This is a genomic window from Streptomyces buecherae, assembly GCF_014295035.1.
Taxonomy (GTDB): domain Bacteria; phylum Actinomycetota; class Actinomycetes; order Streptomycetales; family Streptomycetaceae; genus Streptomyces; species Streptomyces youssoufiensis.
Window position 1 is genome coordinate 6,982,617 of sequence record NZ_CP060404.1, and the last position, 25,089, is coordinate 7,007,705.

Consider the following 25,089-nt stretch of genomic DNA (forward strand, 5'->3'; position numbering starts at 1 on the left):
AGTCGTATACGAGCGTCAGCGCGCGGCGGCGTCGAGGGATTCCCGCGCGGCCTGGACCACCGCGTCCGCGGTGATGCCGAACTCGTGGAACAGCACCTTGTAGTCGGCCGAGGCGCCGTAGTGCTCGAGGGAGACGACGCGCCCGTGGTCGCCCACGAAGCGGTACCAGGTCAGGCCGATCCCGGCCTCGACCGCGACCCGGGCCTTGACGGTCGGCGTCAGCACGCTGTCCCGGTACGCCTGGTCCTGCTCCTCGAACCACTCGACCGACGGCATCGACACCACGCGGGTCGGCACGCCGGCCGACTGGAGCTGCTCGCGCGCCTCGACGGCGAGCTGCACCTCGGAGCCGGTGGCGATGAGGATCACCTTGGCCTGGCCGCCCTCGGCCTCACGCAGCACGTACCCGCCCTTGGCCGTGTTCTCGTTGGCCTCGTAGGTGGGGACGTTCTGCCGCGTCAGGGCGAGACCGTGCGGCGCCGGCTTGTCGTGGTGGCGGCGCAGGATCTCGCGCCAGGCGATCGCCGTCTCGTTCGCGTCGGCCGGACGGACCATGTTCAGGCCCGGGATGGCGCGCAGCGCGGACATGTGCTCGACGGGCTGGTGGGTCGGGCCGTCCTCGCCGAGACCGATGGAGTCGTGCGTCCACACGTAGGTGACCGGCAGCCTCATCAGCGCGGCGAGCCGCACCGCCGGGCGCATGTAGTCGGAGAAGACCAGGAAGGTGCCGCCGTAGACACGCGTGTTGCCGTGCAGCGCGATGCCGTTCATGGTCGAGCCCATGGCGTGCTCACGGATGCCGAAGTGCACCGTGCGCCCGTACGGGTTCGCCTCCGGCAGCGGGTTGTCCGCCGGCAGGAAGGAGGACGAGGCGTCGATCGTCGTGTTGTTCGAACCGGCGAGGTCGGCGGAGCCGCCCCACAGCTCGGGGATGACCGCGCCCAGCGCCTTGAGCGTCTCGCCGGACGCCTTGCGGGTGGCCACGTCCTTGCCGACGGGGAACGACGGCAGCGACTTCTCCCAGCCCGCCGGCAGCTCGCCCGCGCTGATCCGGTCGAACTCGGCGGCCCGCTCCGGGTTGGCCTCGCGCCAGGCCAGGATCCGCTTGTCCCAGTCGCCGCGGGCCGCGCGCCCGCGCTCGATGACCGCGCGGGCGTGCGCGAGCACCGCCTCGTCCACCTCGAAGTGCCGCTCCGGGTCGAAGCCCAGCACCTCCTTGGTCGCCGCGACCTCGTCCGCGCCGAGCGCGGAGCCGTGCGACGCCTCGGTGTTCTGCGCGTTCGGCGCCGGCCAGGCGATGATCGTGCGGGCCGCGATGATCGAGGGCCGCTCCGTCTCGTCCTGGGCCGCCTTCAGCGCCGCGTACAGCGCCTTGACGTCGAAGTCGCCGCTGGGCGCCTGCTCGACGCGCTGCACGTGCCAGCCGTACGCCTCGTACCGGGCCAGCACGTCCTCGGAGAGCGCGGTCGCGGTGTCGCCCTCGATCGAGATGTGGTTGTCGTCGTAGAGCGCGACCAGGTTGCCCAGCTTCTGGTGGCCGGCCAGCGAGGACGCCTCGGCGGAGATGCCCTCCTCCAGGTCGCCGTCGGAGACGATGGCCCAGATGGTGTGGTCGAAGGGGGATTCGCCGCGCGGGGCCTCGGGGTCGAAGAGACCGCGCTCGTAGCGGGCGGCCATGGCCATGCCCACCGCGTTCGCGATGCCCTGGCCGAGCGGCCCGGTGGTGGTCTCCACGCCCGTGGTGTGCCCGACCTCGGGGTGCCCCGGCGTCTTGCTGCCCCAGGTGCGGAACGCCTTGAGGTCCTCCAGCTCCAGGCCGTAACCGGAGAGGAAGAGTTGGATGTAGAGCGTGAGGCTGGTGTGGCCCGGGGAGAGAACGAACCGGTCGCGGCCGGTCCAGTTCGCGTCCGTCGGGTCGTGCCGCATCAACTTCTGAAAGAGCAGGTACGCAGCGGGAGCCAGGCTCATGGCCGTGCCAGGGTGGCCGTTACCGACCTTCTGCACGGCATCCATGGCCAGGACGCGGGCGGTGTCCACGGCCCGCTGGTCCAGTTCGGTCCACTCAAGATCTGTGGTGGTCGGCTTGGTGCTCACCCTGAGTCAGGGCTCCTCTCCACAAGGTCGAATGCCGGTGAGGGTTCTTCACGCCGGGCAGGGCCGAGCCTACCCCCGCGACAGCGGTCATCCATTCGACCGCTACAGCCTGTGGACAACCGCGCTGAGCCGCTGGCCACGCGGATTCCCCGGGGTGTCGCCCGTGCGTCGTCGCCGGGGCCGTCGGCCGGTACCGCGGCCCCCTTCCACCCTGCCCGGGTACCCGGAGAAGCGCCCGTCGAGCGCACGGAGCGCAGCGGATCCGCGCGTTCCCGGCGGCTCGCTCCGGTCGCCAACACGACCCCACCCCGGCGACGGGCGGGAGAGCGGCAACGTCTAGAGTGGCGTGGTACGCGCAAGTCTTTACCGGGTCTTCATGTCCGGTGCTTGCTGGTCTCCCCGCGGCTCACCGCCGCTGATGTCACTAAACCAGGGGTGTGCGTGACGGCCGTCGAATCCCGTCCTTCGGGGTCGCTCTCTACCCAGAGCACCAGTCACCGGCCGTTCGGGGCCCGTGCCAAGGCGTTCCTCGCGTTGACGAAGCCGCGCGTCATCGAGCTGCTGCTGATGACGACCGTTCCGGTGATGTTCCTGGCCGCCGAGGGCGTTCCCGACCTCTGGCTGGTGCTCGCCACGTGCGTGGGCGGTTTCATGTCCGCCGGCGGCGCCGGTGCGTTCAACATGTATATCGACCGGGACATCGACGCGCTGATGGACCGCACGTCCCAGCGGCCCCTGGTGACCGGGATGGTCTCGCCACGCGAGTGCCTGGTCTTCGCCTACACGCTCGCCGTGGTCTCCACCGTGTGGCTGTGGGTCCTGGTCAACCCGCTGTCCTCGATGCTCGCGCTGGGCGCCCTGCTCTTCTACGTCCTCGTGTACACGATGCTGCTCAAGCGGCGTACCGCGCAGAACATCGTCTGGGGCGGCATCGCCGGCTGCATGCCGGTCTTCGTGGGCTGGTCCGCCGTGACCAACTCCGTCTCCTGGGCCGGCGTGGTCCTCTTCCTGGTCATCTTCTTCTGGACGCCGCCGCACTACTGGCCGCTGTCGATGAAGGTGAAGGACGACTACGAGCGCGTCGGCGTGCCGATGCTGCCGGTGGTGGCGGGCAACAAGGTCGTGGCCCGGCAGATCGTGGTCTACAGCTGGGTGATGGTCGCGGTCTCGCTGGCCCTGTGGCCGCTCGGCTACACCGGCTGGTTCTACCCCGCGGTCGCCGTCCTGCTCGGCGCGTTCTGGCTCAAGGAGGCGCACGCCCTCCAGTCGCGGGCCAAGTCCGGAGTGACGGGCGCCAAGCTCAAGGAGATGCGCCTCTTCCACTGGTCCATCACCTACGTCTCGCTGCTGTTCGTGGCCGTGGCCGTGGACCCCTTCCTGCGCTGAGACCCCGCGCGGGCCCGCCGCCCGCCCCCCACCGCTGCCGTTCGGGGCGGCGCCCGCACCCGGGGCGCCGCCCCGAACGCGTGGCGCAGGCCACGCGACCGCCCCGTCGCCAAGGTGATCTACCGATCGGTAGCATCCTGGGCATGGCAGACACCGAACAGGCCGAAGACACCCAGCGGGCCGACGCGAGCACGCCGGCGGCCGACGAGGCCGTCCGCGACGCCAAGGTGGAACGGCACGCGGCCCGACTGGCCAAGCAGATCGACGCCTTCGCGCGCGCCCACGGCGGGAGCGCCGAGGGCCAGCTCGCGCACATCGCCCGCGGCTCCGTACGCATCGCCCTGGTCGGCGCCAACGGCGAGTGGGGCAACCTGGTCGCCCCCTCGTACGCCATCGCCCAGCGCGCCGTCGAGCTGGCCGGGCTGACCGTGCACGACGACTTCGGGGGCGAGTTCGCCGCCCAGGTGCGCACCGGCCCGTACGAGTGGTCGCGGATGGCCGGTATCCAGCTCGGTGGCCCCCGCAACCCGTAGCCTTCCCCGCACCGACACCTCAGGCGGTCCCGCGCGCGTCAGACCGCCCGGGATCGGCACGGGCAGGGAGACGCGGATGCTGCTGGACGGCCCTGAGCGGCGACGATCCGTCCCGCCGGGGCCTCGGCACCCGCGGCGAGCGGGGGCGGACCGGCCCCTCGCGGCTTCCCAGGACGAGCCCGGCTCCGTCGCGGACGAGGAGCCGGGCTTCGTGGTGCCCCCCTTGGTGGACCAGTTCGGCCTCGGTGTCTCGCATGCTGACATCGGGCTCGGCGCATTTGAGTCACATCTGGCCACTGCCATCGGCTCGCGCGGGCCCGCCGCGCCCGGCACCACCTTCTTCGACAGTTGGCTCGGGCTCGCCGTACGCCGCTGGTGCCCGCCGCTGCTCGGCGTCGAGCCGCACTGCACGCCCGCGCACTACCTCGCCGCGCGCCGCGCCCTCGGCGCCTACCAGACGACCCGGCTGCTGCTGCGCGGCTGCGGCGTGGGTACGTACCTGCTGGCGGCGGGCGCGGTGGAGGCGCCGCTGTCGGCCGCCGAGCTGGCCTCGGCCACGGGCGCGCCCACGTACGAGATCGTCCCCATCCAGGCGCTCGCCGGGCAGGTCGCCGACGGCTCGCACACCGCCCGAGGCTTCCTCGCCGCGGCGGCCGACGCGCTGGCCGGGGCGCCCGCGCGGCGGGCCGTGGCCTTCGCCATAGCGCCCGGCCCGCTGCCCGCCGCGCCGCCGGACGCCCGCGCGGTGCGGGAAGCGGCGGAGCGCTGGCTGCGCGCCCGCGCGCGGGGGGCGCGGCCGAGCGACCCGGTGCTCCTGCGCCACCTGCTGTGGAGCGCGCTGACCACCGGCCTGCCGATCCAACTGCACTGCCCCGAGCCCGACCGGGTCGCCGACTTCCTGGCCGCGACGGTCGGCCTCGGCACGGATCTGGTGCTGCTGCCCGGCCACGGCGGGCACCGGAGCGCGGCACGCCTCGCGGCGGCGTTCCCGCACGTGTACGCGGACGTCGGCCCCGCGCCGTGGGAGACGCTGCGCCTCGCGCCGTTCGGGAAGCTGCTGTTCTCGACCGGCGCCCGGGGCCTGCCGGAGCTGTACGTGGTGGCGGCGCGCCAGTTCGCGGCGGCGATGACGCGCCTGGCCGCCGAGTGGTGCGCCGAGGGGGTGTGCACGCCGCCGCAGGCGCAGCGGATCGCCGACCTGGTGGCCTTCGGCACCGCCCGCCGGGTCTACCGGCTGCCGGCGGAGGCCGGCTCCTCGGCTCCCGCGCCCTCCTCGGCCCGGGGCTGAAGCGCCTCGTGCTCACCGGAGGGGGCGGGGACGGCCGGCGCCTCCGAACGCTCGCGCAGCGCGAGGAAGACCCGCAGCACCGCGATCCACACCAGGCACGAGCCGAACATGTGCATGCCGACGACGAACTCCGGCAGGTGCGTGAAGTACTGGACGTAGCCGACCACGCCCTGGGAGAGCAGGACGACGAACAGCTCGACCACCGTGCGCGAGGTGGCCCCTGGGGCCTTCACGGCGCGCAGCGTGAACCACAGCGCGACGGTGAGGCCGAAGACGATGTAGACGAAGTCCACGTGGAGCTGGGTGATCTCCTGCCAGTCCAGCGGGATCCGGTGCACCTTCGTCGCGTCACCGGCGTGCGGCCCGGACCCGGTGACCACGGTGCCGATCACGATCAGCGCACCGGTGGCGACCACCAGCAGCCACGACAACTGCCGCACCGCGGGCGCCACCAGCAGCCTGGCCGGGCCGTCGCCCTCACGGGTGCGCTGCCAGGTGATCACCGCGACCGTCAGCAGCGCGGTGGAGATCAGGAAGTGCGAGCTGACGATGTACGGGTTGAGGCCGGTCAGCACCGTGATGCCGCCCACCACGGCGTTGCCCATCACGATCCAGAACTGCAACCAGCCGAGCCGGGTGAGCGGGCGGCGCATCGGCTTGGCGGCGCGGGCGACGATGATGAAGAACCCGATGACCGCGCACAGCGCGTACGTCAGCAGCCGGTTGCCGAACTCGATGACGCCGCGGATGCCCATCTCCGAGGTGGGCGTGAGGCTCTCGTCGGTGCACTTGGGCCACGTCTCGCAGCCGAGCCCGGACTGGGACAGCCGCACGGCGCCCCCGGTCACGACGATGACCACGGCCATCACCACGGTGATCAGCGCTGCCAGCCGCACCAGGCGCGTGGACGGCGTCCAGCGGCGGGCGATCAGCTCAAGGGGATTCCACGAATTCGGCACGACATCATGGTAGGCCGCACCTTGTGCACCGATTCACGAGGGGTGCCCGCCCGGCGCGCGTCCCGCCCGAGCCCCCTCCGTACGGCGGGCACGGGCGCCTGTGGCGGGCTACTCCCAGCGGAAGAAGCGGCCCGCCGCGCCCAGGCCGAGCACGGCCCACGCGGCCAGCACGCCCAGGTCCGACCAGGGCACCCCGGCGCCGTCCCGCAGCACGTCGCGCAGCCCGTCGGAGAGCGCGGCGACGGGCAGCAGGTGCAGCACCGCCTCGACGCCGCCGGGGAACTTCGACAGCGGCACGATGACGCCGCCACCGAAGAGCAGCAGCAGGAAGACCAGGTTGGCCGCGGCCAGCGTCACCTCGGCCTTGAGCGTGCCGGCCATCAGCAGCCCGAGCCCGGAGAAGGCCGCGGTACCGAGCAGGAGCAGCAGGGCCACGGTGGCCGGGTTGCCGTGCGGTGACCAGCCGAGCGCGAGGGCGACCGCCGTCAGCAGCGCGATCTGGAGCACCTCGGTCACCAGCACCGCGCACGTCTTAGCGGTCATCAGCCCCCAGCGCGGCAGCGGTGAGGCGCCGAGCCGCTTGAGCACCCCGTAGCGCCGCTCGAAGCCGGTCGCGATGGCCTGCCCGGTGAACGCCGTGGAGAGCACCGCCAGCGCCAGCACCCCGGGCGCCAGGAAGTCCACGGCGTCGCCGTCGCCGGTGTCCACGATGTCCACGCTGCTGAACAGGGTCAGCAGCAGGGTCGGGATGATGATGACGAGCAGCAGTTGCTCGCCGTTGCGCAGCAGCAGCCGGGTTTCCAGCGCGGCCTGCGCGCGGATCATCCGCCCGAGCGGCGCGGCCCCGGGTCGCGGCGCGAAGGTGCCTGGCCCGCCGCCGGGCTCCGTGGTCTCAGCGGTGTCGGCCATCACGCGCGCAGCTCCTTGCCGGTCAGCTCCAGGAAGACGTCCTCCAGGGTGTGCCGCTCCACCGAGAGCCGGTCGGGCAGCACCCCGTGTTGGGCGCACCAGGAGGTCACGGTGGCCAGCAACTGCGGCGTGACCTTCCCGGTGATGCGGTACGAGCCCGGGGCCAGCTCGACGGCCGTGCACTCCGCCGGCAGCGCCGTGAGCAGCGAGGCCACGTCGAGCCCGGGGCGGCCCGAGAAGCGCAGCGAGTTCTCCGCGCCGCCCCGGCACAGCTCCTCCGGGCTGCCGGAGGCGATCACCTTGCCCGCGTCGATGATGTGGACCTGGTCGGCGAGCTGCTCGGCCTCGTCCATGTGGTGCGTGGTGAGGACGACGCTGACGCCGTCCGCGCGCAGCTCCCGCACCAGGTCCCAGGTGGCGCGTCTGGCCTGCGGGTCGAGGCCGGCGGTCGGCTCGTCGAGGAAGACCAGTTCGGGGCGGCCGACGACGGCCATGGCCAGGGCCAGCCGCTGTTGCTGCCCGCCGGAGAGCCGGCGGTAGACCGTGCGCCCGCAGCTCTCCAGGCCCAGCCGTTCGATGAGCGCGTCCACGTCCACCGGGTGCGCGTGCAGGGACGCGGTGTGCCGGAGCATCTCGGCGGCCCGGGCGCCGGGGTAGACGCCACCCGACTGGAGCATCACGCCGACGCGCGGGCGCAGCCTGGCCGCGTCGGCCCGCGGGTCGAGGCCGAGCACGCGCACGGTCCCGGCGTCCGGCCGGCGGTAGCCCTCGCAGGTCTCGATGGTGGTGGTCTTGCCGGCACCGTTCGGGCCGAGCACGGCGGTGACGCTGCCGCGCGCGACGGACAGCGTGAGGCCGTCCACCGCGGTCTTCGTCCCGTACCGCTTGACCAGGCCGACGACCTCGACCGCCGGCGCCTCCCCGGTGACGTCCCCCGGCGCGGGCCTGGGGCGGGGGCTGGGGGAGGGCTCGTCTCGCATGGGCGGAAGTCTACGAAGCTCCCGGGGCCCGCCGGCCGGCAGGGCCGGGCTCGGGCGGGGGCTGGGCGGGCGCTCGACCAGCGCTCAGGGGGCGTGCGCGGAGGTGCGGTCGTCCCGGCGGCGCGCCCGGGCGCGGGCCGGGGTCGGGCCACGGGCGCGGAACGGGCCCGGTACCTGGCCGTGCGCCCGTACCGGCGGCGTGCCGACCCGCGGGTGGGCGGCGGATGGCTGGTTTGCGGGCTCGCCTTCGGGCGCGCGGGTCGTCTCGGTCCGCCGCGGTCGCGCGCCGGTGCTGAGCGGCGGGCGCCGGCCCCTACCCGCGCGCCCCGGCGCGCGAGGCGGCTCCGATCGATGCGGGTCATCGCCTGCCGCGCGCCCATCCCCGCAGGTCAGGATCTGCGGGCGGGGAGGGGGCCGGCCGCATCCGGCCGCACCCGCGCGACCTGCGGAACGAGCCGGTGGGACCGCGCCGACGTGATCGTTTACGCAGGTCAACTTAGGTCTCCCTAAGTGACGCACCCCACCGAGGCCGCCTGGGGAGCGGGTTGTATCGGCCTCGGGAATTACGCAACAATGGCGTTGTGAAATACGCGAGCGACAACCAGGGGTCCGCGGCCAAGCCGGCCGCGGCGGCTGGCATGCCTCCCGTATCCACCCACGACGACCTGCGCGGAACCCGTAACCGGGTGGCGCGCTCCATTCTCGACCACGGCCCGTCGACGGCGGCGGCGGTCGCCGAGCGGCTGGGGCTCACCCAGGCCGCGGTCCGCCGCCATCTGGACACCCTGGTCGCCGAGGGCATCGTCGAACCCCGCGAGCAGCGGGTGTACGGCGCGCGCGGGCGCGGCCGTCCGGCCAAGGTCTTCGCCCTGACCGACTGCGGCCGGGACGCCTTCGACCAGGCGTACGACCAACTGGCGGCCGACGCGCTGCGCTGGATCGCGCAGTCGGCCGGCGGCGGCGTGATGGGTGAGGCCGCGGTGGCGGCGTTCGCCCGCGCGCGGCTGGCCGCGCAGGCGGCGGGGTACCGGGAGGCGGTCGAGGCCGCGGCCCCGGAGTCCCGTACGGAGGCCCTGGCCAAGGCATTGACCGCCGACGGGTACGCTGCTACGGCGCGCAGCGCGCCCAACCCTCAGCAGGGTGAACAGCTCTGCCAGCACCACTGTCCGGTTGCGCATGTCGCCGAGCAGTTCCCGCAGCTCTGTGAGGCGGAGACCGAGGTCTTCTCCCACCTGCTCGGGACCCATGTGCAACGTCTGGCCACCATCGCCCACGGCGACGGGGTGTGCACGACGTTCATCCCCAAGAAGACCACCACAGCATCCGCAAGCACGTCCGGGAGGAAACCCGCATGACTCTCCCCACGGAGACTGCTCACCCCGAGCTCGAGGGCCTGGGCACGTACGAATACGGCTGGGCCGACTCCGACGTCGCCGGTGCCGGTGCCAAGCGCGGCCTCTCGGAAGAGGTCGTGCGCGACATCTCGGACAAGAAGTCGGAGCCCGACTGGATGCTGAAGCTCCGGCTCAAGGGCCTGAAGCTGTTCGGCAAGAAGCCGATGCCCACGTGGGGCTCGGACCTGTCCGGCATCGACTTCGACAACATCAAGTACTTCGTGCGCTCCACCGAGAAGCAGGCCGCGAGCTGGGAGGACCTGCCGGAGGACATCAAGAACACCTACGACAGGCTGGGCATCCCGGAGGCGGAGAAGCAGCGCCTGGTCGCCGGTGTCGCCGCGCAGTACGAGTCGGAGGTCGTCTACCACCAGATCCGCGAGGACCTGGAGGAGCAGGGCGTCCTGTTCCTGGACACCGACACGGCGCTCAAGGAGCACCCGGAGCTCTTCCAGGAGTACTTCGGCACCGTGATCCCGGCCGGCGACAACAAGTTCGCCGCGCTGAACACGGCCGTCTGGTCCGGTGGCTCGTTCATCTACGTCCCGCCGGGCGTCCACGTCGACATTCCGCTCCAGGCCTACTTCCGTATCAACACGGAGAACATGGGCCAGTTCGAGCGGACGCTGATCATCGTCGACGAGAACGCCTACGTGCACTACGTCGAGGGCTGCACCGCCCCGATCTACTCCTCGGACTCGCTGCACAGCGCCGTCGTGGAGATCATCGTCAAGAAGGGCGGCCGGTGCCGCTACACGACGATCCAGAACTGGTCGAACAACGTCTACAACCTGGTCACCAAGCGCGCCGTGGCCTACGAGGGCGCGACCATGGAGTGGGTCGACGGCAACATCGGCTCCAAGGTCACCATGAAGTACCCGGCCGTCTACCTGATGGGCGAGCACGCCAAGGGCGAGACGCTGTCCATCGCCTTCTCGGGCTCGGGCCAGCACCAGGACGCGGGCGCCAAGATGGTGCACATGGCGCCGAACACCTCCTCGAACATCGTCTCCAAGTCGGTGGCCCGGGGCGGCGGTCGCACCTCCTACCGCGGTCTGATCGAGATCGGCGAGGGCGCGCACGGCTCGAAGTCGAACGTGCTCTGTGACGCGCTCCTGGTGGACACCATCTCGCGCTCGGACACCTACCCGTACGTGGACGTCCGCGAGGACGACGTGTCCATGGGCCACGAGGCGACCGTCTCCAAGGTCAGCGACGACCAGCTCTTCTACCTGATGAGCCGCGGTCTGTCCGAGGACGAGGCGATGGCCATGATCGTCCGTGGCTTCGTCGAGCCGATCGCCCGCGAGCTGCCGATGGAGTACGCGCTGGAGCTCAACCGGCTGATCGAGCTGCAGATGGAGGGCGCGGTCGGTTGATGCCGACCCGCGCACCACTGGGGCAGCACCTGTTTTCTGACGCAGAGAGAGAGCACCACGACAGCCATGGCTGAGAACACTCCCGCCGGCAGCACCACCGACGGCGCCATTCAGGTCGGGGGGCCGCAGCAGCCCATCGACGCCCGGGTCAGCGCCCCCGCCTCGTATGACGTGGCGGACTTCCCGGTGCCGCACGGTCGCGAGGAGGAGTGGCGGTTCACGCCGCTGGAGCGCCTGCGGGGCCTGCACGACGGCACCGCCGAGGCCAAGGGCGGGCTGCGGATCGAGGTGAGCGCCCCCGAGGGCGTCACCGTCGAGACCGTGGACCGCGAGGACCCGCGGCTGGGCCGGGCCGGCAAGCCGGTGGACCGCGTCGCGGCGCAGGCGTACAGCTCGTTCGAGAAGGCGTCCGTGATCTCCGTACCCAAGGACACGGTGCTCACCGAGCCGGTGCGGATCGCCGTGCACGGCGAGGGCGGCGTGGCCTACGGCCACCAGGTCATCGAGGTCGGCAACTTCGCCGAGGCGCTGGTCGTCGTCGACCACACCGGCGACGCGACGCTCGCGGCCAACATCGAGTACGTGATCGGCGACGGCGCCAAGCTGACCGTCGTCTCCGTGCAGGACTGGGACGACGAGGCGGTGCACGTCGCGCAGCACACCGCGCTGGTGGGCCGCGACGCCACGTTCAAGTCCGTCATCGTCACCTTCGGCGGCGACCTGGTCCGACTGCACCCGCGGGTGATCTACGGCGGTCCCGGTGGCGAGGCCGAGCTGTACGGCCTGTACTTCACCGACGACGGCCAGCACCAGGAGCACCGGCTGTTCGTGGACCACGACACCCCGCACTGCCGGAGCAACGTGGTCTACAAGGGCGCGCTGCAGGGCCAGGACGCGCACGCGGTGTGGATCGGCGACGTGCTCATCCGGGCCGCGGCCGAGGGCACCGACACCTACGAGCTCAACCGGAACCTCGTGCTCACCGACGGTGCGCGCGTGGACTCGGTGCCGAACCTGGAGATCGAGACCGGCGAGATCGTCGGCGCCGGCCACGCCTCGGCCACCGGCCGGTTCGACGACGAGCAGCTCTTCTACCTGATGGCGCGCGGCATCACCGCGAATGAGGCCCGTCGCCTGGTCGTCCGCGGCTTCTTCGCCGAGCTGGTCCAGCAGATCGGCATCCCGGACGTCGAGGAACGCCTGCTCAGCAAGATCGAGGCGGAGCTGGAGGCGTCCGTCGGATGAGCGCCCCGTTCGTACGGGCTTGCGCGCTGAGCGAGCTCGAAGAGGACACCCCCAAGCGCGTCGAGCTGGACGGCGTGCCCGTCTCGATCGTCCGCACCGAGGGTGAGGTGTTCGCGATCAACGACATCTGCTCGCACGCGAACGTCTCGCTGTCCGAGGGCGAGGTGGAGGACTGCTCCATCGAGTGCTGGCTGCACGGATCGAGCTTCGATCTGCGCACCGGCAAGCCGTCCGGGCTGCCCGCGACGCGCCCCGTACCCGTATACCCCGTCAAGATCGAAGGGGACGGCCCAGACGCTTCTGTGCTCGTCTCCGTCACCCAGGAGTCCTGAGGCACCCATGGCAACGCTTGAGATCCACGACCTGCACGTCTCCGTCGAGGCCGACAACGGCCCCCAGGAGATTCTGCGCGGCGTCGACCTGACCGTGAAGCAGGGCGAGACGCACGCGATCATGGGCCCGAACGGCTCCGGCAAGTCCACCCTCGCGTACTCGCTCGCGGGGCACCCGAAGTACACCATCACCGGCGGCACCGTCACCCTGGACGGCGAGAACGTCCTGGAGATGTCCGTCGACGAGCGCGCGCGGGCCGGCGTCTTCCTCGCCATGCAGTACCCGGTCGAGGTGCCCGGCGTCTCCGTCTCCAACTTCCTGCGCACCTCCGCCACCGCCGTCCGCGGCGAGGCCCCCAAGCTGCGGCTGTGGGTCAAGGAGGTCAAGGAGGCCATGGAGCGGCTCTCCATCGACCCCTCGTTCGCCGAGCGCAACGTCAACGAGGGCTTCTCCGGCGGCGAGAAGAAGCGCCACGAGATCCTTCAGCTCGAACTGCTCAAGCCCAAGATCGCGATCCTCGACGAGACCGACTCGGGCCTGGACGTCGACGCGCTGCGCGTCGTGTCCGAGGGCGTGAACCGGGTGCGCGAGAGCGGCGAGGTCGGCACCCTGCTGATCACGCACTACACCCGCATCCTGCGCTACATCAAGCCCGACTTCGTGCACGTCTTCGCGCAGGGCCGGATCGCCGAGTCCGGCGGCGCGGAGCTGGCCGACAAGCTGGAGAACGAGGGCTACGAGGCGTACGTGAAGGGCGGCGCGCACTCGTGACCCCCGCACGCGAGGCCATCGGCCCGCGGAAGATCCACGACCCGCGGGCCGTGCCTCCTCGCCCATCCGCGAGGAGGGGCCCCGCGGGCCACGCGACGACCGAAAGGGGAGGGGCGTGACACCGCTGCCGGGCCTCCTCGACACCGAGGCGATCCGCAAGGACTTTCCCGTCCTGGACCGTGTGGTCCACGACGGCAAGAGGCTCGTCTACCTGGACAACGCGGCGACTTCGCAGAAGCCGCGCCAGGTGCTCGACGCCCTCAACGCGTACTACGAGCGGCACAACTCCAACGTGCACCGCGGCGTGCACGTGCTCGCCGAGGAGGCCACGGCGCTCTACGAGGGCGCCCGTGACAAGGTCGCGGCCTTCATCAACGCGCCCAGCCGCGACGAGGTGATCTTCACCAAGAACGCCTCCGAGTCGCTGAACCTCGTGGCGAACATGCTCGGCTGGGCCGACGAGCCCTACCGCGTGGACCACGAGACCGAGATCGTCATCACGGAGATGGAGCACCACTCCAACATCGTGCCGTGGCAACTGCTCTCGCAGCGCACCGGCGCGAAGCTGAAGTGGTTCGGGCTCACCGACGAGGGCCGGCTCGACCTGTCCAACCTGGAAGAGATCATCACGCCCAAGACGAAGATCGTCTCGTTCGTGCTGGTCTCCAACATCCTGGGCACCGTCAACCCGGTCGAGGCCATCGTGCGCCGCGCCCAGGAGGTCGGCGCGCTGGTGCTGATCGACGCCTCGCAGGCGGCCCCGCACATGGTGCTCGACGTGCAGGCGTTGCAGGCCGACTTCGTCGCCTTCACCGGTCACAAGATGTGCGCGCCGACCGGCATCGGCGTCCTCTGGGGCCGCCAGGAACTCCTGGAGGACCTGCCGCCGTTCCTCGGCGGCGGCGAGATGATCGAAACCGTCTCGATGCACTCCTCGACGTATGCCCCGGCACCGCACAAGTTCGAGGCGGGCACGCCGCCGATCGCCCAAGCCGTGGGCCTCGGCGCGGCCGTGGACTACCTGTCGGCGATCGGCATGGAGCGCATAGAGGCGCACGAGCACGCGATCACCGAGTACGCGGTGCGCCGCTTCCAGGAGGTCCCCGACCTGCGCATCATCGGCCCGACCACGGCCGAGGACCGGGGCGCGGCGATCTCCTTCACGCTCGGCGACATCCACCCGCACGACGTGGGGCAGGTACTGGACGAGCAGGGCATCGCGGTGCGCGTCGGACACCACTGCGCGCGCCCGGTCTGCCTGCGGTACGGAATTCCAGCGACCACGCGAGCGTCGTTCTATCTGTACTCCACGCCGGCCGAGGTCGATGCCCTGGTCGAGGGGCTGGAGCACGTACGGAACTTCTTCGGGTAGGGGCTGCTGACTCGTGAAGCTTGATTCGATGTACCAGGACGTCATCCTGGACCACTACAAGCACCCGCACGGCCGGGGGCTGCGCGATGGCGACGCCGAAGTGCACCACGTCAACCCGACCTGCGGGGACGAGATCACGCTCCGCGTGCGGCTGGACGGCGACACCATCGCCGACGTGTCGTACGAGGGGCAGGGCTGCTCCATCAGTCAGGCGAGCGCCTCGGTGCTCAACGAACTGCTGGTGGGGAAGGAACTCACCGAGGCCAGCAAGGTCCAGGAGACGTTCCTTGAGCTGATGCAGTCCAAGGGCAAGATCGAGCCGGACGACGCGATGGAAGAGATCCTGGAGGACGCCGTGGCGTTCGCGGGCGTCTCGAAGTACCCGGCACGCGTGAAGTGTGCGCTGCTGAGCTGGATGGCCTGGAAGGACGCCACGGCCCAGGCACTGGGCGAGGGCACCGGGAGGAAGACCGCATGAGCGAGAACGCAACGATCACCAAGCCCGCCAGCGAGGAGGAGGTCCGCGAGGCGCTGTACGACGTGGTCGACCCCGAGCTGGGCATCGACGTCGTCAACCTGGGCCTGATCTACGGCATCCACATCGACGACGCCAACATCGCCACCCTCGACATGACGTTGACGTCGGCGGCCTGTCCGCTGACCGACGTCATCGAGGACCAGGCGAAGTCGGCCACCGAGGGCATCGTCAACGAACTGCGCATCAACTGGGTCTGGATGCCCCCGTGGGGCCCGGACAAGATCACCGACGACGGCCGCGAGCAGCTTCGGGCGCTCGGGTTCAACGTCTGAGCCATCTCGCCCGGCCCCGACCGGGCCCGGCGTCACCCGCCGGGTCCCGGTCCGGTCGCCGAGCGGGTCGCGCGCGGGGACGACGCCTCCGTGACCTGAGGTGATCTCCTGACACAGCCATGCCCGCCAGGCAGACTGGCGGGCATGGCTGTCTCTCTTTACACCGTCGCCGTCGACGCACACGACGTCAAAGCTCTCGCCGACTTCTGGACCCAGGCCCTCGACTGGCAGATCGTCTACGAGGACCCCGAGGAGATCATCATCGGCGCGGACGCCTCCGCGCTGCCCGGCATCGTCTTCCTGCGCGTCCCGGAGGAGAAGACGATCAAGAACCGGCTGCACCTCGACCTGAACCCGGACGACCAGCAGACCGAGGTGGACCGCCTGATCGCGCTCGGAGCCCGCCCCGTCGACGTGGGGCAGGGCCCGGAGGTGACGTGGCGGGTACTCGCCGACCCCGAGGGCAACGAGTTCTGCGTGCTGCGGCCCAAGCAGACGCTGCTGGGCTGAGCGCGCTCTCCCTTGGTGTCGGGCCGGCCCGTGCGATCGGGGCCGGCCCGCTGGTGCGCGGCGGCGGTGTTCCGTGGCGCTGGCCGGGTGGTCGCCACGGTCACCTTCGACTTCGACGCCACCGGGCGCGTTCTCGCCATCCACAACGTGGCCAACCCGGACAAGCTCGGGGCCGTCGCCACCGGCGCCGTGCCGACGTGGGCACGCGGTAGCGCCGACGGGCCAGCGTCCCGGCGGGCCAGCGCCCCGGCGGGCCGTGGCCGCCGCCCCCGCCCCCGTCGGGGCGCGCGGTGGGCGCGGCCCGCGCGAGCGACGGGCGAGACGGGCGAGACGGGGGAGTCAGCCGGCGTCGGGGGCGTCGCCCAGTTGGGCCGTGGTGTTCGCGCCGTCCAGGCACTCCCGGATGATGTCGGCGTGCCCCGCGTGCTGGGCCGTCTCGCGCAGCATGTGCAGCAGGGCCCGCCGCGCCGTCCAGGTCTCCGGGGCGGCCTCGGGGTCCCACGGGACGGGCGGCAGCGGCACCGCGACGTCCAGGTCGGGCAGGGCGCCGACGGCGGCGTCCATGGCCGGGGTCGCCGCCGCGTACGCCGCGCGCAGGTCGGCCAGCGTGTCGTCCGCCGTCAGGTGGTACTGGCCCATGTCCCACATGCCGTCCGGCGTCTCGCCGCGGCGCTCGCTGATGAGCTGTGCCCACACCCGCTCGCCCTGGGCGAGGTGCTTGAGGATGCCGCCCAGGGTCAGTTCGCTGGCCGTGGAGCGCCGCCCGGCCTGTGCGTCGGTGAGCCCCCGCAGCGCGATCAACAGCGTGGCGCGCTGCTCGCCGAGCGCGCGCAGCAGCGCGTCGCGCTCGGCGTGCGGATCGCGCTCGGTGGCGCGGGCCGGCGGCGAGGTCGCGGGTGCGGTCGTCATGGGGTCGTCCTCCGGTGATGTAGGGCGCCGGGCTCGTTCCGTGCGGCCCGACGACAGTGACGCTAGCCAGCCTTGAGGTCAGCCTCTGTCCGCGAGAGGAACGGGTTCGTGCCGGCCCGGCGAGGTTGTGTACGTTCGTACGCAACGATGTGTACGCTCGTCCGCATGGTGTATCTGACGCTCGCCGGGGCGATCTCGGCGGAGATCGTGGCGACCATCGCGATGAAGTACAGCGACGGGTTCAGCAGGCTCTGGCCCTCGCTCGGCACGCTGGTCGGCTATCTGGTGGCCTTCGCGCTGCTCGCGTACACGCTCAAGACCATGCCGGTGGGGACGGCGTACGCGATCTGGTCCGGCGCGGGGACCGCCGTCGTCGCGCTGATCGGCATGGTCTTCCTCGGGGAGGCGGCGACGGCGGCCCGGATCGGCGGGGTGCTGCTCGTCATCGCCGGGGTCGTGGTGCTCAACCTGGGGGGTGCGCACTGATGGCCCGCCGGTACGACCCGGATCGCCGGCAGCGCATCATCGACGCGGCGATCCGCGTGGTGGCCGAACGGGGCATCGAGGCGCTCAGCCACCGCACCGTCGCGGCGGAGGCCGACGTGCCGCTCGGCTCCACCACGTACCACTTCGCCACCCTGGACGACCTCCTGGTCGCCGCGTTGCGGCAGGTGTGCACCGAGCCGGGGATGGCGGTGCCGACCTGGCGGCGGGCCGTCGAGGGGCCGGCGCCGCTGGCCGACGCCATCGCCGACCTCCTGCTGGACGCGGCGCGGGACGACCACGGCGAGGTGCGGCTCGCCTACGAGCTCTACCTGGCGGCGCTGCGGCGCGAGGCGCTGCGGCCGGTCGCCGCCGAGTGGCTGGAGGCCGTGGTGGCGGTCCTGGTCCCGCGCACCGGGGACGAGGCCAGCGCGCGGGCCCTGCTCGCGCTGGCGGACGGGCTGATGTTGCAGGCCCTGCTGAGTGGGCGGCGGCTGGACCGGGCCGAGGTGCGCGAGGCGCTGGCCCGGGTGGCCGGGTAGCCGGGGGCGGCCGGGGCGCCTGGGGCGGCGGGAGCGGCCGGGTGGCGGGAGTGCCCTGAGCGGTCGGTTGGTCAGGTCGTCGGGTGCGGGCGGCCGGCGGGCGGGTGCGGTGGCGGCCCGGGGAGTGGGACCGGTTCGCCTCGACGGGGCGCCTCCGGTTAGCGTTCGAGCATGACCGAAGCAGCAACTCACCGCACCACCGGCGCCGTCGCCGCCGGGCTCGCCACCCTCAGCGAGGACGGGACCGTCCTGGACACCTGGTTCCCGGCCCCCGTCCTGTCCGCCGAGCCCGGCCCGGCCGGCACCGAGCGCATCACCGACGGCGAGCAGGTCGCCGAACTCCTCGGCCCCGGGGCGCCCGCCGCGCTCGGCACCGACCTCCGCCGTGGCGTCGAGGTCGTGGCCGTTCGCACGGTCATCGCCTCGCTCGACGACAAGCCCCTGGACGCGCACGACGCGTACCTGCGGCTGCACCTGCTCAGCCACCGGCTGGTCCGCCCGCACGGCGTCAGCCTGGACGGCCTCTTCGGCCTGCTGGCCAACGTCGCCTGGACCTCGCTCGGCCCGGTGCCGGTGGATCAGGTGGAGCGGGCCCGACTCGCGGCGCGCGCCGAGGGGCTGCACCTCCAGGTGACCAGCGTGGACAAGTTCCCGCGGATGACCGACTACGTGACGCCCGCCGGGGTCCGGATCGGCGACGCCGACCGGGTGCGGCTCGGCGCCCACCTGGCGGCCGGCACCACCGTGATGCACGAGGGCTTCGTCAACTTCAACGCGGGCACGCTCGGCACCTCGATGGTCGAGGGGCGCATCAGCGCGGGCGTCGTCGTCGGCGACGGCTCCGACATCGGTGGCGGCGCGTCGATCATGGGCACGCTCTCCGGTGGCGGCAAGCAGGTCGTCTCCATCGGCGAGCGCTGCCTGCTGGGCGCGGAGGCCGGTATCGGCATCGCGCTCGGCGACGACTGCGTGGTGGAGGCCGGCCTCTACATCACCGCCGGCACCCGCGTCACGCTGCCGGACGGTGAGGTCGTCAAGGCCCTGGAGCTGTCGGGCGTGAGCAACCTGCTCTTCCGGCGCAACTCCACCACCGGACGCGTCGAGGCCCTCCAGCGCTCGGGTTCCTGGGGCGGCCTGAACGAGGCGCTGCACAGCCACAACTGACGCTCCACGGCCTCGGCCGGACGGCCGCCCGGCCCCCGCCTGCCCGGTGACCCCGGCCGGTGGCTTCCCCCGTTCCGCCCCGCCCCTGCCCGTCGGCAGCGGCGGGGCGGAGCCGTACGGCCACGGTCGTACGCGTGCGGTCGTACCGTCACGGTCGTACGGGCGATCCGCGCGGGGGCGAGGCACCTCGGGTTCGGGCGCGTCCGGCCCACAGGTGTGGCCTCGGGCCGGGCGGCGCGGGGTGGCTAGTAGCGGATGCGAACGACCTGCGGGTCGTGGTCGCTGGCCTGGTCGGCGAACTCCGCGTTGACGTGCACGATGTCGTACTCGGCCCGGCGCGCGCCCTTGCTGGTCAGGATGTGGTCCAGGACCTGCGAGTTGCCGTTGTAGACGTAGCCGTAGCGCTCCCGCTTCGGCAGCTTGTTCACCAGGTCGGTGAGGGCCCCGCCATCGGTCAGGGCGTCCAGGGCGGGGGAGAACTGGAAGTCGTTGATGTCGCCCGCGACCACCACGCTCGCCCGGGGCTTGATCTCCAGCACGTCCTTCACAAACGCGTTGACCGCCTTGGCCTGCGCGATCCGCTGCACCTCCGAGCCCCGGCGCGGCGGCTGGAACCGGCTGTCCAGGCCCTGGTCGCCGCCCTTGCTGTTGAAGTGGTTGGCCACCACGAAGACCGGCTGGCCGCGGAAGGTGAACTCGCCGACCAGCGGCTTGCGGCTGGCCCGCCACGCCTCGTTCGCCGGGTCGATCCGGCCCGGTGACGCCGACAGCGCGGGCTCGCCGTCGCGGTCGACGACCCGCACCGGCGTGGTGGCGTCGCCGCCCGCGGTGTCGGTGAAGGAGACCCGCTCGGGGTTGAAGAGGAACGCGTTGCGGATGTTGCCGCCGGGCTGGCCGCCGTCCTGGTCGTCGGCGGGGTCGATCTGGCGCCAGGAGTAGGAGGGCCCACCCGCCGCCTTGATGGCCTCGGTGAGCTGGCGCAGCGTCGCGTCGGCGGAGACGACGGAGTCGTTGGTGGGGCCGTTGTCGTCCTGCACCTCCTCAAGGGCGACGATGTCGGGCGAGGCCAGGTCGCGGACCAGCCCCTCGGCCAGCCGGTCGAACTTGGCCCGCGGCGTCTTCGGCGACAGGTTCTCCACGTTGTACGTGGCGATGGCCAGCTCGCGGGAGTGCTGCGGGCGGGTCCGCTCGCGCCGCAGCCCGCCGTCCACCAGCTCGCCGAGTTCGGTGGCCTGGATCTCGTACCCGCCGAACTGGTCGTAGTCGAGCGGCCCCGAGGTGACACCGGCGAGCCGGTCGCGCACGTTCGCGATCGGGAACGGGCGCTCGGCGTACGGGATGAGCGAGGCGACCTTGACCCGGCCCGAACCCGGCTTCCGGTACGAGTCGTAGAGCACGCCGCCGCGCGCGGTGCGGTCCTGGTACGGCTCGGCGGTGACCCACAGCTCCTTGTGCTCGCTGGTCGCCCCGACGACGGGGGCGTTCCGCACGGCCACCCGCATGCCCTCCAGCGACTCGTACCGGTCGAGCGCGTAGCGGCCTGGCCGCAGCGGCAGCGACTCGATGCTCTCGCCCTCGCCGGCGGTGGGCGCGTAGCGCCGCGGGACGGCGGCGGAGCCGAGCGTGAACGCGGCGGGCAGCGGCTGGCCCGAGGCGCGCACGGTCCACGTCGCGCGGGTGAGCTCGGTCACCGACTGGAGCCCCGCGTCCGCGCCGCCGGGGTAGTACTCGGTGACCGTGCCCGAGACCTCGACGGCGTCGCCCACGGCCACCTTCGGCGTGCTGGAGCCGGTGAAGACGAAGACGGCCTCGCTGGTGGCCGGGGAGCGGTCGGGCCTCGGGTCCTGGACCCAGAAGCCGCGCGCGGAACCGAAGGCGCGGACCGCCGTGACGACGCCCGGCACGCCGGTGACGTCCTTGCCGGCCAGCGGAGAGACGCGGGTGGCGCCCTGGATGTCGTGCACGCGTATCTCGGCGGCGGACGCGGACTGCGGGACCGCGAGCAGGCCGGCGGCCAGCGCCGCCGCGACGACGGCCGTGACGGCAGCGGAACGGCGCCGGGCGCGGGAGGCCAGGGGCGGGACCGGATGCGGCGACGAGGGGGACAGCGGCGACATGGCGGAGCCTTTCGGGGAGCGGGAGCGGGAGCGGGAGCGGGAGCGGGAGCGGACGGCGGCACGCGGCGGACGCCGCGTGCCGGGTGGTACCAGCGGGTCGGCGCGGGGCCGTGGGCCGGACGTGCGAGGGGACGGGCGGAACGAGCTGCGGGCAGTGGACGGGGCGGCGGAGGCCCACCGAGCGGCCGGGCGCCCGGGACGCCAGGCCCACGGACGGGTGCGCGCGGGCGTACCAACCCCTCTACGCGCGTCAATCTCGTGTGCGCGTCAGGGTGTTGTCAAGGCTCGCCGGATGGACGGCGGCTGACGGATACGTGAACCGGATGACCCCCCGCGAATCCGTCTACGCTGGGACACCGTGCCGTCACACGACTCGTACGGCCGCAACCCCCGAGGAGATGACCCAGCAGATGCCCGAAGACCGCCCCACCATGCCGCCGGTCATGCTGCACACCGAGGCAGAGCTCGCGCGGGACGCGCTGAGCGCACCGCTGTTCGTCCGCGCGGTGCGGCTCGCCCGCTGGGCCGATCCGCACAAGCCGGTGGGGGCGGGCGGCGAGCTCCTGGCCGACGAGTTGCGGGAAGCGGTCAAGGAACTGGGCCTCGACGACGACGAGGACGGCCCCGGCTACGCCGCCGAGGCGTGGCAGCTCGCCCTGGACATCGGGCTCGTCGAGGTGGAAGGCCCCGCAGGCCCCGAAGACGCAGCCGAGACAGCCGAGGCGGTCGACGCCGACGGCGCCCCGGCCGACGGGACGCCGCTCACCCCCGGCGCGGACGCGCCCGAGCCGGCCGGCACCGCGCGCCCGGGCGAGGAACTGCCCCGCTTCGCCGGCGGCGCCCCGCAGGAGGTGCTGGAGCTGTGGCTGAACGGGCTCGAGACGGTCCTGGCGGACGCGGCGGCCCCCGACCTGGCCGACATCATCGACCAGTTGAGCGAGGGCGACGAACTCGACCTCGACGCGCTCGACTGGAACCCCGAGGAGGAGGCCGACTTCCTCGACGGCGTGCTGGGCAACCTCTACCTGCTGACCGCGCTGGACGAGGAGACCACCGACCGCGCGGTGCCGCTGCCCGCGCTCGCCGCCTCCATGATCGTCCCGGACGACATGGACGAGCCGACCGACGCCGTCCTCGAAGAGGTCTCCGACGCGATGATGCGGCTGGACGAGCAGTTCCGCATGCTCGCGCCCACCGGCATCGTGGACTACCGGCCGGTCGACGAGGAGTTGATCGAGGAGGTCGACGGCGAGGGCCGGGTCTCCGAGCCCGAGCGCGGCATCGCCGAGACCGAGGTCGACGAGGAGGATGTCGCCCGCTACGGCATGGTCAGGCTCACCCCGCTCGGCCTGTACGCGGTGCGCTCGCGGATGCTGGAGGCGGGCGTGCACGCCCCCGTCGTCGGCGAGCTGGCGCCGGCCGACGCGCAGACGCTGCTCGCCGCCCTGCCCGGCTTCCCGGACGCCGCCGCGCGCGCCGAGGCCGAGCAGTGGTTGGCCGGGCGCACCGCGACCGACGCCGCGGCCGAACTGCTCGCGGCGGCCCGCGGCGACGACCCCGAGGCGCCGCTGCGCCGCCTGACCTGCCAGCAGACCCTGACCCTGGTCGGCCCGGAGGCGGAGCCGGCGCTGCGCGCGGTGCTCGAAGACCCGCATCTGGGCGGGCTCGCCCGCGTGTGGCTCGCCGAACACGGTGTGGACCAGGTGCCCGAGCCGTCGGAGGAGATGGTCTTCTGGCTGACCGTGGACACCATCGCGGCCCAACTGGCGGCCGGCGGCGACTCGGAGGAGCTGCGGGAGCTGGTGCAGGGCCTGGTGGACCGCAGCGCCGGCTTCTTCGACTCGGTGTGGCGCGTCGAGCACCCGGCGACGGCGGAGATCCTGGAGGCGATGGGCCGGCTGCACCCGGACAAGAAGACCGCCAAGGAGGCGCGCAAGGCCGCGTTCAAGGCCCGCTCGCGACACTGAGCCGGGGTGATCGGCGGCCGACGTGACCGACGGCCGGTGTGGCCGGTCCGGCCGGTGAGGCCGGTCCGGCTGGTGCGGCTGTCGAGGAGGGCTGGCTGTGCCGTCGGCCGTCGGGTGGCCTGTGGTCGCGCGGCCTGATGTCGCCCGCGCGCGGGTGGCCGCCGGGCGCGCGGCGGCGTGCGGTGCGGCGTGCGTGGCGGGTGGGTGCGCCGTACGGCGGCGGGCGGTGCGGCGGCGTGCGGTGTGCCGTGTGGTGGGGCCGGGCGCGGCGTTCGACCGCGCGCCGGGCGGGACGATCCGGGCGTACGGTACGGCCAACCGGTCCTCCCGATGTCGCACCGCGTTCAACTGGTGTTCGGCCGGGCGCGGCAGCCTGACCGCGGCACGTCAGGCGGACAGTTCCGGCCACCAGGAGATGAAGATGCCGCTTACTCGCAGGGATTTCGCGAAGCAGTCCGCGTACACCGGGGCCGGTGTCGCGCTGGTCGGCACGGTCGATGTGCTCGCCACCGCCCCCGGGGCCCTCGCGGCGGAGGGCGTGGATGAGCGGGGGCACCGGCCCTCGCTCGGCTACGGGCCGCTCGTCCCCGACCCCAAGGGCCTGCTCGCGCTGCCCGCGGGCTTCTCGTACCGGGTGATCACCCGCACCGGCGAGACGACGCTGGAGTCGGGCGAGTCCACCCCGTCCAACCACGACGGCACCGCCACCTTCGAGGGCCCGCGCGGGACGACGCTGCTGGTCAACAACCACGAGCTGAGCGGCCCGCGGTCGAAGTGGGCGCACCCGGTGCCGCTGGTGGAGGGCCTGGTCTACGACCCGGCCGCCTCCGGCGGTTGCACCGTCGTCGAGGTCTCCCGGCACGGCGACCACGTCAGCGAGTGGGTGGGCATCGCGGGCACCGCCACCAACTGCGCGGGCGGTCGCACCCCCTGGGGCACCTGGCTGACGTGCGAGGAGACCGAGGACAAGGCCGGCGAGAACGGCATGACCAAGGACCACGGCTACGTGTTCGAGGTCGACCCGCACGACCGACCGCGCGGCCACCGCGGCGCGGCGGAGGCGGAGGGCGCACACGCCCAGCGGGGCCCGAAGCCGATCAAGGCACTCGGCCGGTACGCGCACGAGGCGGTCGTGGTCGACCCGCGGCGCGGGCACTTCTACCTGACCGAGGACGCCGACGAGCCCAACGGCCTGTTCTACCGCTGGGTCCCGCCGCGCGGCTTCACGCCGGGGCGCCGCGCGCTGCGCCACCTCGCCGACGACGCGGGCGTGCTGCAGGCCCCGCAGTGCTACGACTCGGGCGGCCGGTTCGTGGACGACCTCTCCCGGGCGCGGAAGGTGGGCACCGTCTACGGCGTGGACTGGATCGACGTGCCCGACCGCGACGCCCAGCGGGTTCCGGTGCGCAAGCAGTTCCGGGACCACCAGGTCACGCGGGCGCGCAAGCTGGAAGGCATGTGGTGGGCCGACGGCGGTGCGTACATCGTGGCCTCCTTCGCCCGCGACGAGAGCCCGGTCGCGCACGACGGCCAGGTCTGGTTCTACAACCCGCGCCGCCGCACGCTCACCCTGAAGGTGCTGCTCGGCGTGAACCAGGACCCGGACAAGGACGGCGCCTTCGACGGCCCGGACAACATCACCGTCTCCCCGTACGGCGGCCTGATCATCGCCGAGGACGGCGACGGCATCCAGCACCTGTTCGGGGCGACGGACCGGGGCGAGACCTACCCGATCGCCCGTAACGAGCTGAACATCGGCACCGCCGAGAAGCCCTCGTACAGCGAGTTCACCGGCGTGGTCTTCTCGCCCGACGGGGACACCCTGTACGCGAACATCCAGGTGCCGGGCATCATGCTCGCGATCACCGGCCCGTGGCGGCGCCAGCCCCACCGACCGCACGGCCACGGCCACGATCGTGCGCAGGAGCAGAACAGCTAGCCGCC

23 protein-coding genes and 1 pseudogene are annotated in these 25,089 nt (G+C 72.5%); 18 read left to right on the forward strand and 6 right to left on the reverse strand.

All coding sequences use genetic code 11. The annotated features are described in order from the left end of the window. Positions 1-15: 15 nt before the first annotated feature. Positions 16-2,094 carry a transketolase gene (gene tkt / locus H7H31_RS27810; RefSeq protein ID WP_187064988.1) on the reverse strand — a complete coding sequence of 693 codons (2,079 nt, stop codon included), beginning with the start codon at positions 2,092-2,094 and terminating at the stop codon, positions 16-18. Positions 2,095-2,535: 441 nt separating this feature from the next. On the opposite strand from tkt, the gene H7H31_RS27815 reads away from it, so the two are divergent. The 3 genes from H7H31_RS27815 to H7H31_RS27825 all read left to right on the forward strand — a co-directional run bounded on the left by H7H31_RS27815 (position 2,536) and on the right by H7H31_RS27825 (position 5,301). Further along, on the forward strand, positions 2,536-3,480 hold the full coding sequence (locus tag H7H31_RS27815) for a heme o synthase (RefSeq protein WP_187064989.1): 945 nt from the start codon (positions 2,536-2,538) through the stop codon (positions 3,478-3,480). A gap of 143 nt (positions 3,481-3,623) precedes the next feature. Beyond that, the gene (locus H7H31_RS27820) at positions 3,624-4,013 is read left to right on the forward strand and encodes a hypothetical protein (protein ID WP_187064990.1); all 390 of its coding nucleotides are present in this window, start codon (positions 3,624-3,626) and stop codon (positions 4,011-4,013) included. Positions 4,014-4,224: 211 nt separating this feature from the next. Further along, entirely contained in the window at positions 4,225-5,301 is a 1,077-nt protein-coding gene (locus H7H31_RS27825; protein ID WP_187064991.1) for an amidohydrolase, read from the forward strand. Here the strand turns inward: H7H31_RS27825 and H7H31_RS27830 are convergent. From H7H31_RS27830 to H7H31_RS27840, 3 genes are all read right to left on the reverse strand, one after another. Further along, entirely contained in the window at positions 5,241-6,260 is a 1,020-nt protein-coding gene (locus H7H31_RS27830) for a COX15/CtaA family protein (RefSeq protein ID WP_187064992.1), read from the reverse strand. The genes H7H31_RS27825 and H7H31_RS27830 overlap by 61 nt on opposite strands. 108 nt (positions 6,261-6,368) lie before the next feature. After that, on the reverse strand, positions 6,369-7,169 hold the full coding sequence (locus tag H7H31_RS27835) for an ABC transporter permease (RefSeq protein WP_187064993.1): 801 nt from the start codon (positions 7,167-7,169) through the stop codon (positions 6,369-6,371). Beyond that, complete coding sequence (locus tag H7H31_RS27840; protein WP_187118113.1) at positions 7,169-8,149, reverse strand: ABC transporter ATP-binding protein; 981 nt, start codon at positions 8,147-8,149, stop codon at positions 7,169-7,171. Before H7H31_RS27840 ends, H7H31_RS27835 begins: the two co-directional genes overlap by 1 nt. Positions 8,150-8,787: 638 nt before the next feature. Between H7H31_RS27840 and H7H31_RS27845 the strand changes: the two genes are divergently transcribed. The 10 genes and pseudogenes from H7H31_RS27845 to H7H31_RS34390 form a co-directional block, all read left to right on the forward strand. Continuing rightward, positions 8,788-9,504 (forward strand): helix-turn-helix transcriptional regulator, encoded by a 717-nt coding sequence (locus H7H31_RS27845; RefSeq protein ID WP_187061412.1) that lies wholly within the window; start codon positions 8,788-8,790, stop codon positions 9,502-9,504. Then, positions 9,501-10,922, forward strand: a complete 1,422-nt coding sequence (gene sufB, locus H7H31_RS27850; RefSeq protein WP_187061406.1) for a Fe-S cluster assembly protein SufB — start codon at positions 9,501-9,503, stop codon at positions 10,920-10,922. The genes H7H31_RS27845 and sufB overlap by 4 nt, the downstream gene beginning before the upstream one ends. A 66-nt stretch (positions 10,923-10,988) precedes the next feature. Next, positions 10,989-12,167 carry a Fe-S cluster assembly protein SufD gene (gene sufD, locus H7H31_RS27855; RefSeq protein ID WP_187061407.1) on the forward strand — a complete coding sequence of 393 codons (1,179 nt, stop codon included), beginning with the start codon at positions 10,989-10,991 and terminating at the stop codon, positions 12,165-12,167. Beyond that, complete coding sequence (locus H7H31_RS27860; protein ID WP_176161022.1) at positions 12,164-12,499, forward strand: non-heme iron oxygenase ferredoxin subunit; 336 nt, start codon at positions 12,164-12,166, stop codon at positions 12,497-12,499. Before sufD ends, H7H31_RS27860 begins: the two co-directional genes overlap by 4 nt. Positions 12,500-12,506: 7 nt before the next feature. Beyond that, the gene (gene sufC / locus H7H31_RS27865) at positions 12,507-13,271 is read left to right on the forward strand and encodes a Fe-S cluster assembly ATPase SufC (protein WP_187061408.1); all 765 of its coding nucleotides are present in this window, start codon (positions 12,507-12,509) and stop codon (positions 13,269-13,271) included. A gap of 115 nt (positions 13,272-13,386) precedes the next feature. Further along, complete coding sequence (locus tag H7H31_RS27870; protein WP_176161020.1) at positions 13,387-14,643, forward strand: cysteine desulfurase; 1,257 nt, start codon at positions 13,387-13,389, stop codon at positions 14,641-14,643. A gap of 13 nt (positions 14,644-14,656) precedes the next feature. Then, positions 14,657-15,121, forward strand: coding sequence for a Fe-S cluster assembly sulfur transfer protein SufU (gene sufU / locus H7H31_RS27875; RefSeq protein ID WP_176161019.1), 465 nt, complete (start codon positions 14,657-14,659; stop codon positions 15,119-15,121). Continuing rightward, positions 15,118-15,453, forward strand: coding sequence for a metal-sulfur cluster assembly factor (locus tag H7H31_RS27880; RefSeq protein WP_176161018.1), 336 nt, complete (start codon positions 15,118-15,120; stop codon positions 15,451-15,453). Before sufU ends, H7H31_RS27880 begins: the two co-directional genes overlap by 4 nt. 144 nt (positions 15,454-15,597) lie before the next feature. Next, complete coding sequence (locus tag H7H31_RS27885; RefSeq protein ID WP_176161017.1) at positions 15,598-15,963, forward strand: VOC family protein; 366 nt, start codon at positions 15,598-15,600, stop codon at positions 15,961-15,963. A 66-nt stretch (positions 15,964-16,029) separates the two neighbouring features. Continuing rightward, positions 16,030-16,175, forward strand: a pseudogene (locus H7H31_RS34390) (RNA polymerase subunit sigma-24); the annotation flags it as partial. 127 nt (positions 16,176-16,302) lie between these two features. Here the strand turns inward: H7H31_RS34390 and H7H31_RS27890 are convergent. After that, complete coding sequence (locus tag H7H31_RS27890) at positions 16,303-16,872, reverse strand: mycothiol transferase (protein WP_187061409.1); 570 nt, start codon at positions 16,870-16,872, stop codon at positions 16,303-16,305. Between the two features lie 165 nt (positions 16,873-17,037). Here H7H31_RS27890 and H7H31_RS27895 point away from each other — a divergent pair, with 165 nt between their 5' ends. From H7H31_RS27895 to dapD, 3 genes are all read left to right on the forward strand, one after another. Then, positions 17,038-17,358 (forward strand): DMT family transporter, encoded by a 321-nt coding sequence (locus H7H31_RS27895; RefSeq protein ID WP_187061410.1) that lies wholly within the window; start codon positions 17,038-17,040, stop codon positions 17,356-17,358. Then, positions 17,358-17,897, forward strand: a complete 540-nt coding sequence (locus H7H31_RS27900; RefSeq protein WP_187061411.1) for a TetR/AcrR family transcriptional regulator — start codon at positions 17,358-17,360, stop codon at positions 17,895-17,897. The genes H7H31_RS27895 and H7H31_RS27900 overlap by 1 nt, the downstream gene beginning before the upstream one ends. Positions 17,898-18,068: 171 nt before the next feature. After that, complete coding sequence (dapD, locus tag H7H31_RS27905) at positions 18,069-19,061, forward strand: 2,3,4,5-tetrahydropyridine-2,6-dicarboxylate N-succinyltransferase (protein ID WP_187061169.1); 993 nt, start codon at positions 18,069-18,071, stop codon at positions 19,059-19,061. A gap of 245 nt (positions 19,062-19,306) precedes the next feature. Here the strand turns inward: dapD and H7H31_RS27910 are convergent, their stop codons facing one another. Further along, positions 19,307-21,178, reverse strand: coding sequence for an endonuclease/exonuclease/phosphatase family protein (locus tag H7H31_RS27910; protein WP_187061170.1), 1,872 nt, complete (start codon positions 21,176-21,178; stop codon positions 19,307-19,309). A 410-nt stretch (positions 21,179-21,588) separates the two neighbouring features. Between H7H31_RS27910 and H7H31_RS27915 the strand changes: the two genes are divergently transcribed. Together H7H31_RS27915 and H7H31_RS27920 are read left to right on the forward strand one after the other, a co-directional pair. Then, positions 21,589-23,145 (forward strand): hypothetical protein, encoded by a 1,557-nt coding sequence (locus tag H7H31_RS27915; protein WP_187061173.1) that lies wholly within the window; start codon positions 21,589-21,591, stop codon positions 23,143-23,145. 421 nt (positions 23,146-23,566) lie between these two features. Further along, positions 23,567-25,084: an alkaline phosphatase PhoX gene (locus tag H7H31_RS27920; protein WP_187061171.1), complete on the forward strand. Its 1,518-nt coding sequence runs from the start codon at positions 23,567-23,569 to the stop codon at positions 25,082-25,084. The last annotated feature ends 5 nt before the right edge of the window (positions 25,085-25,089 follow it).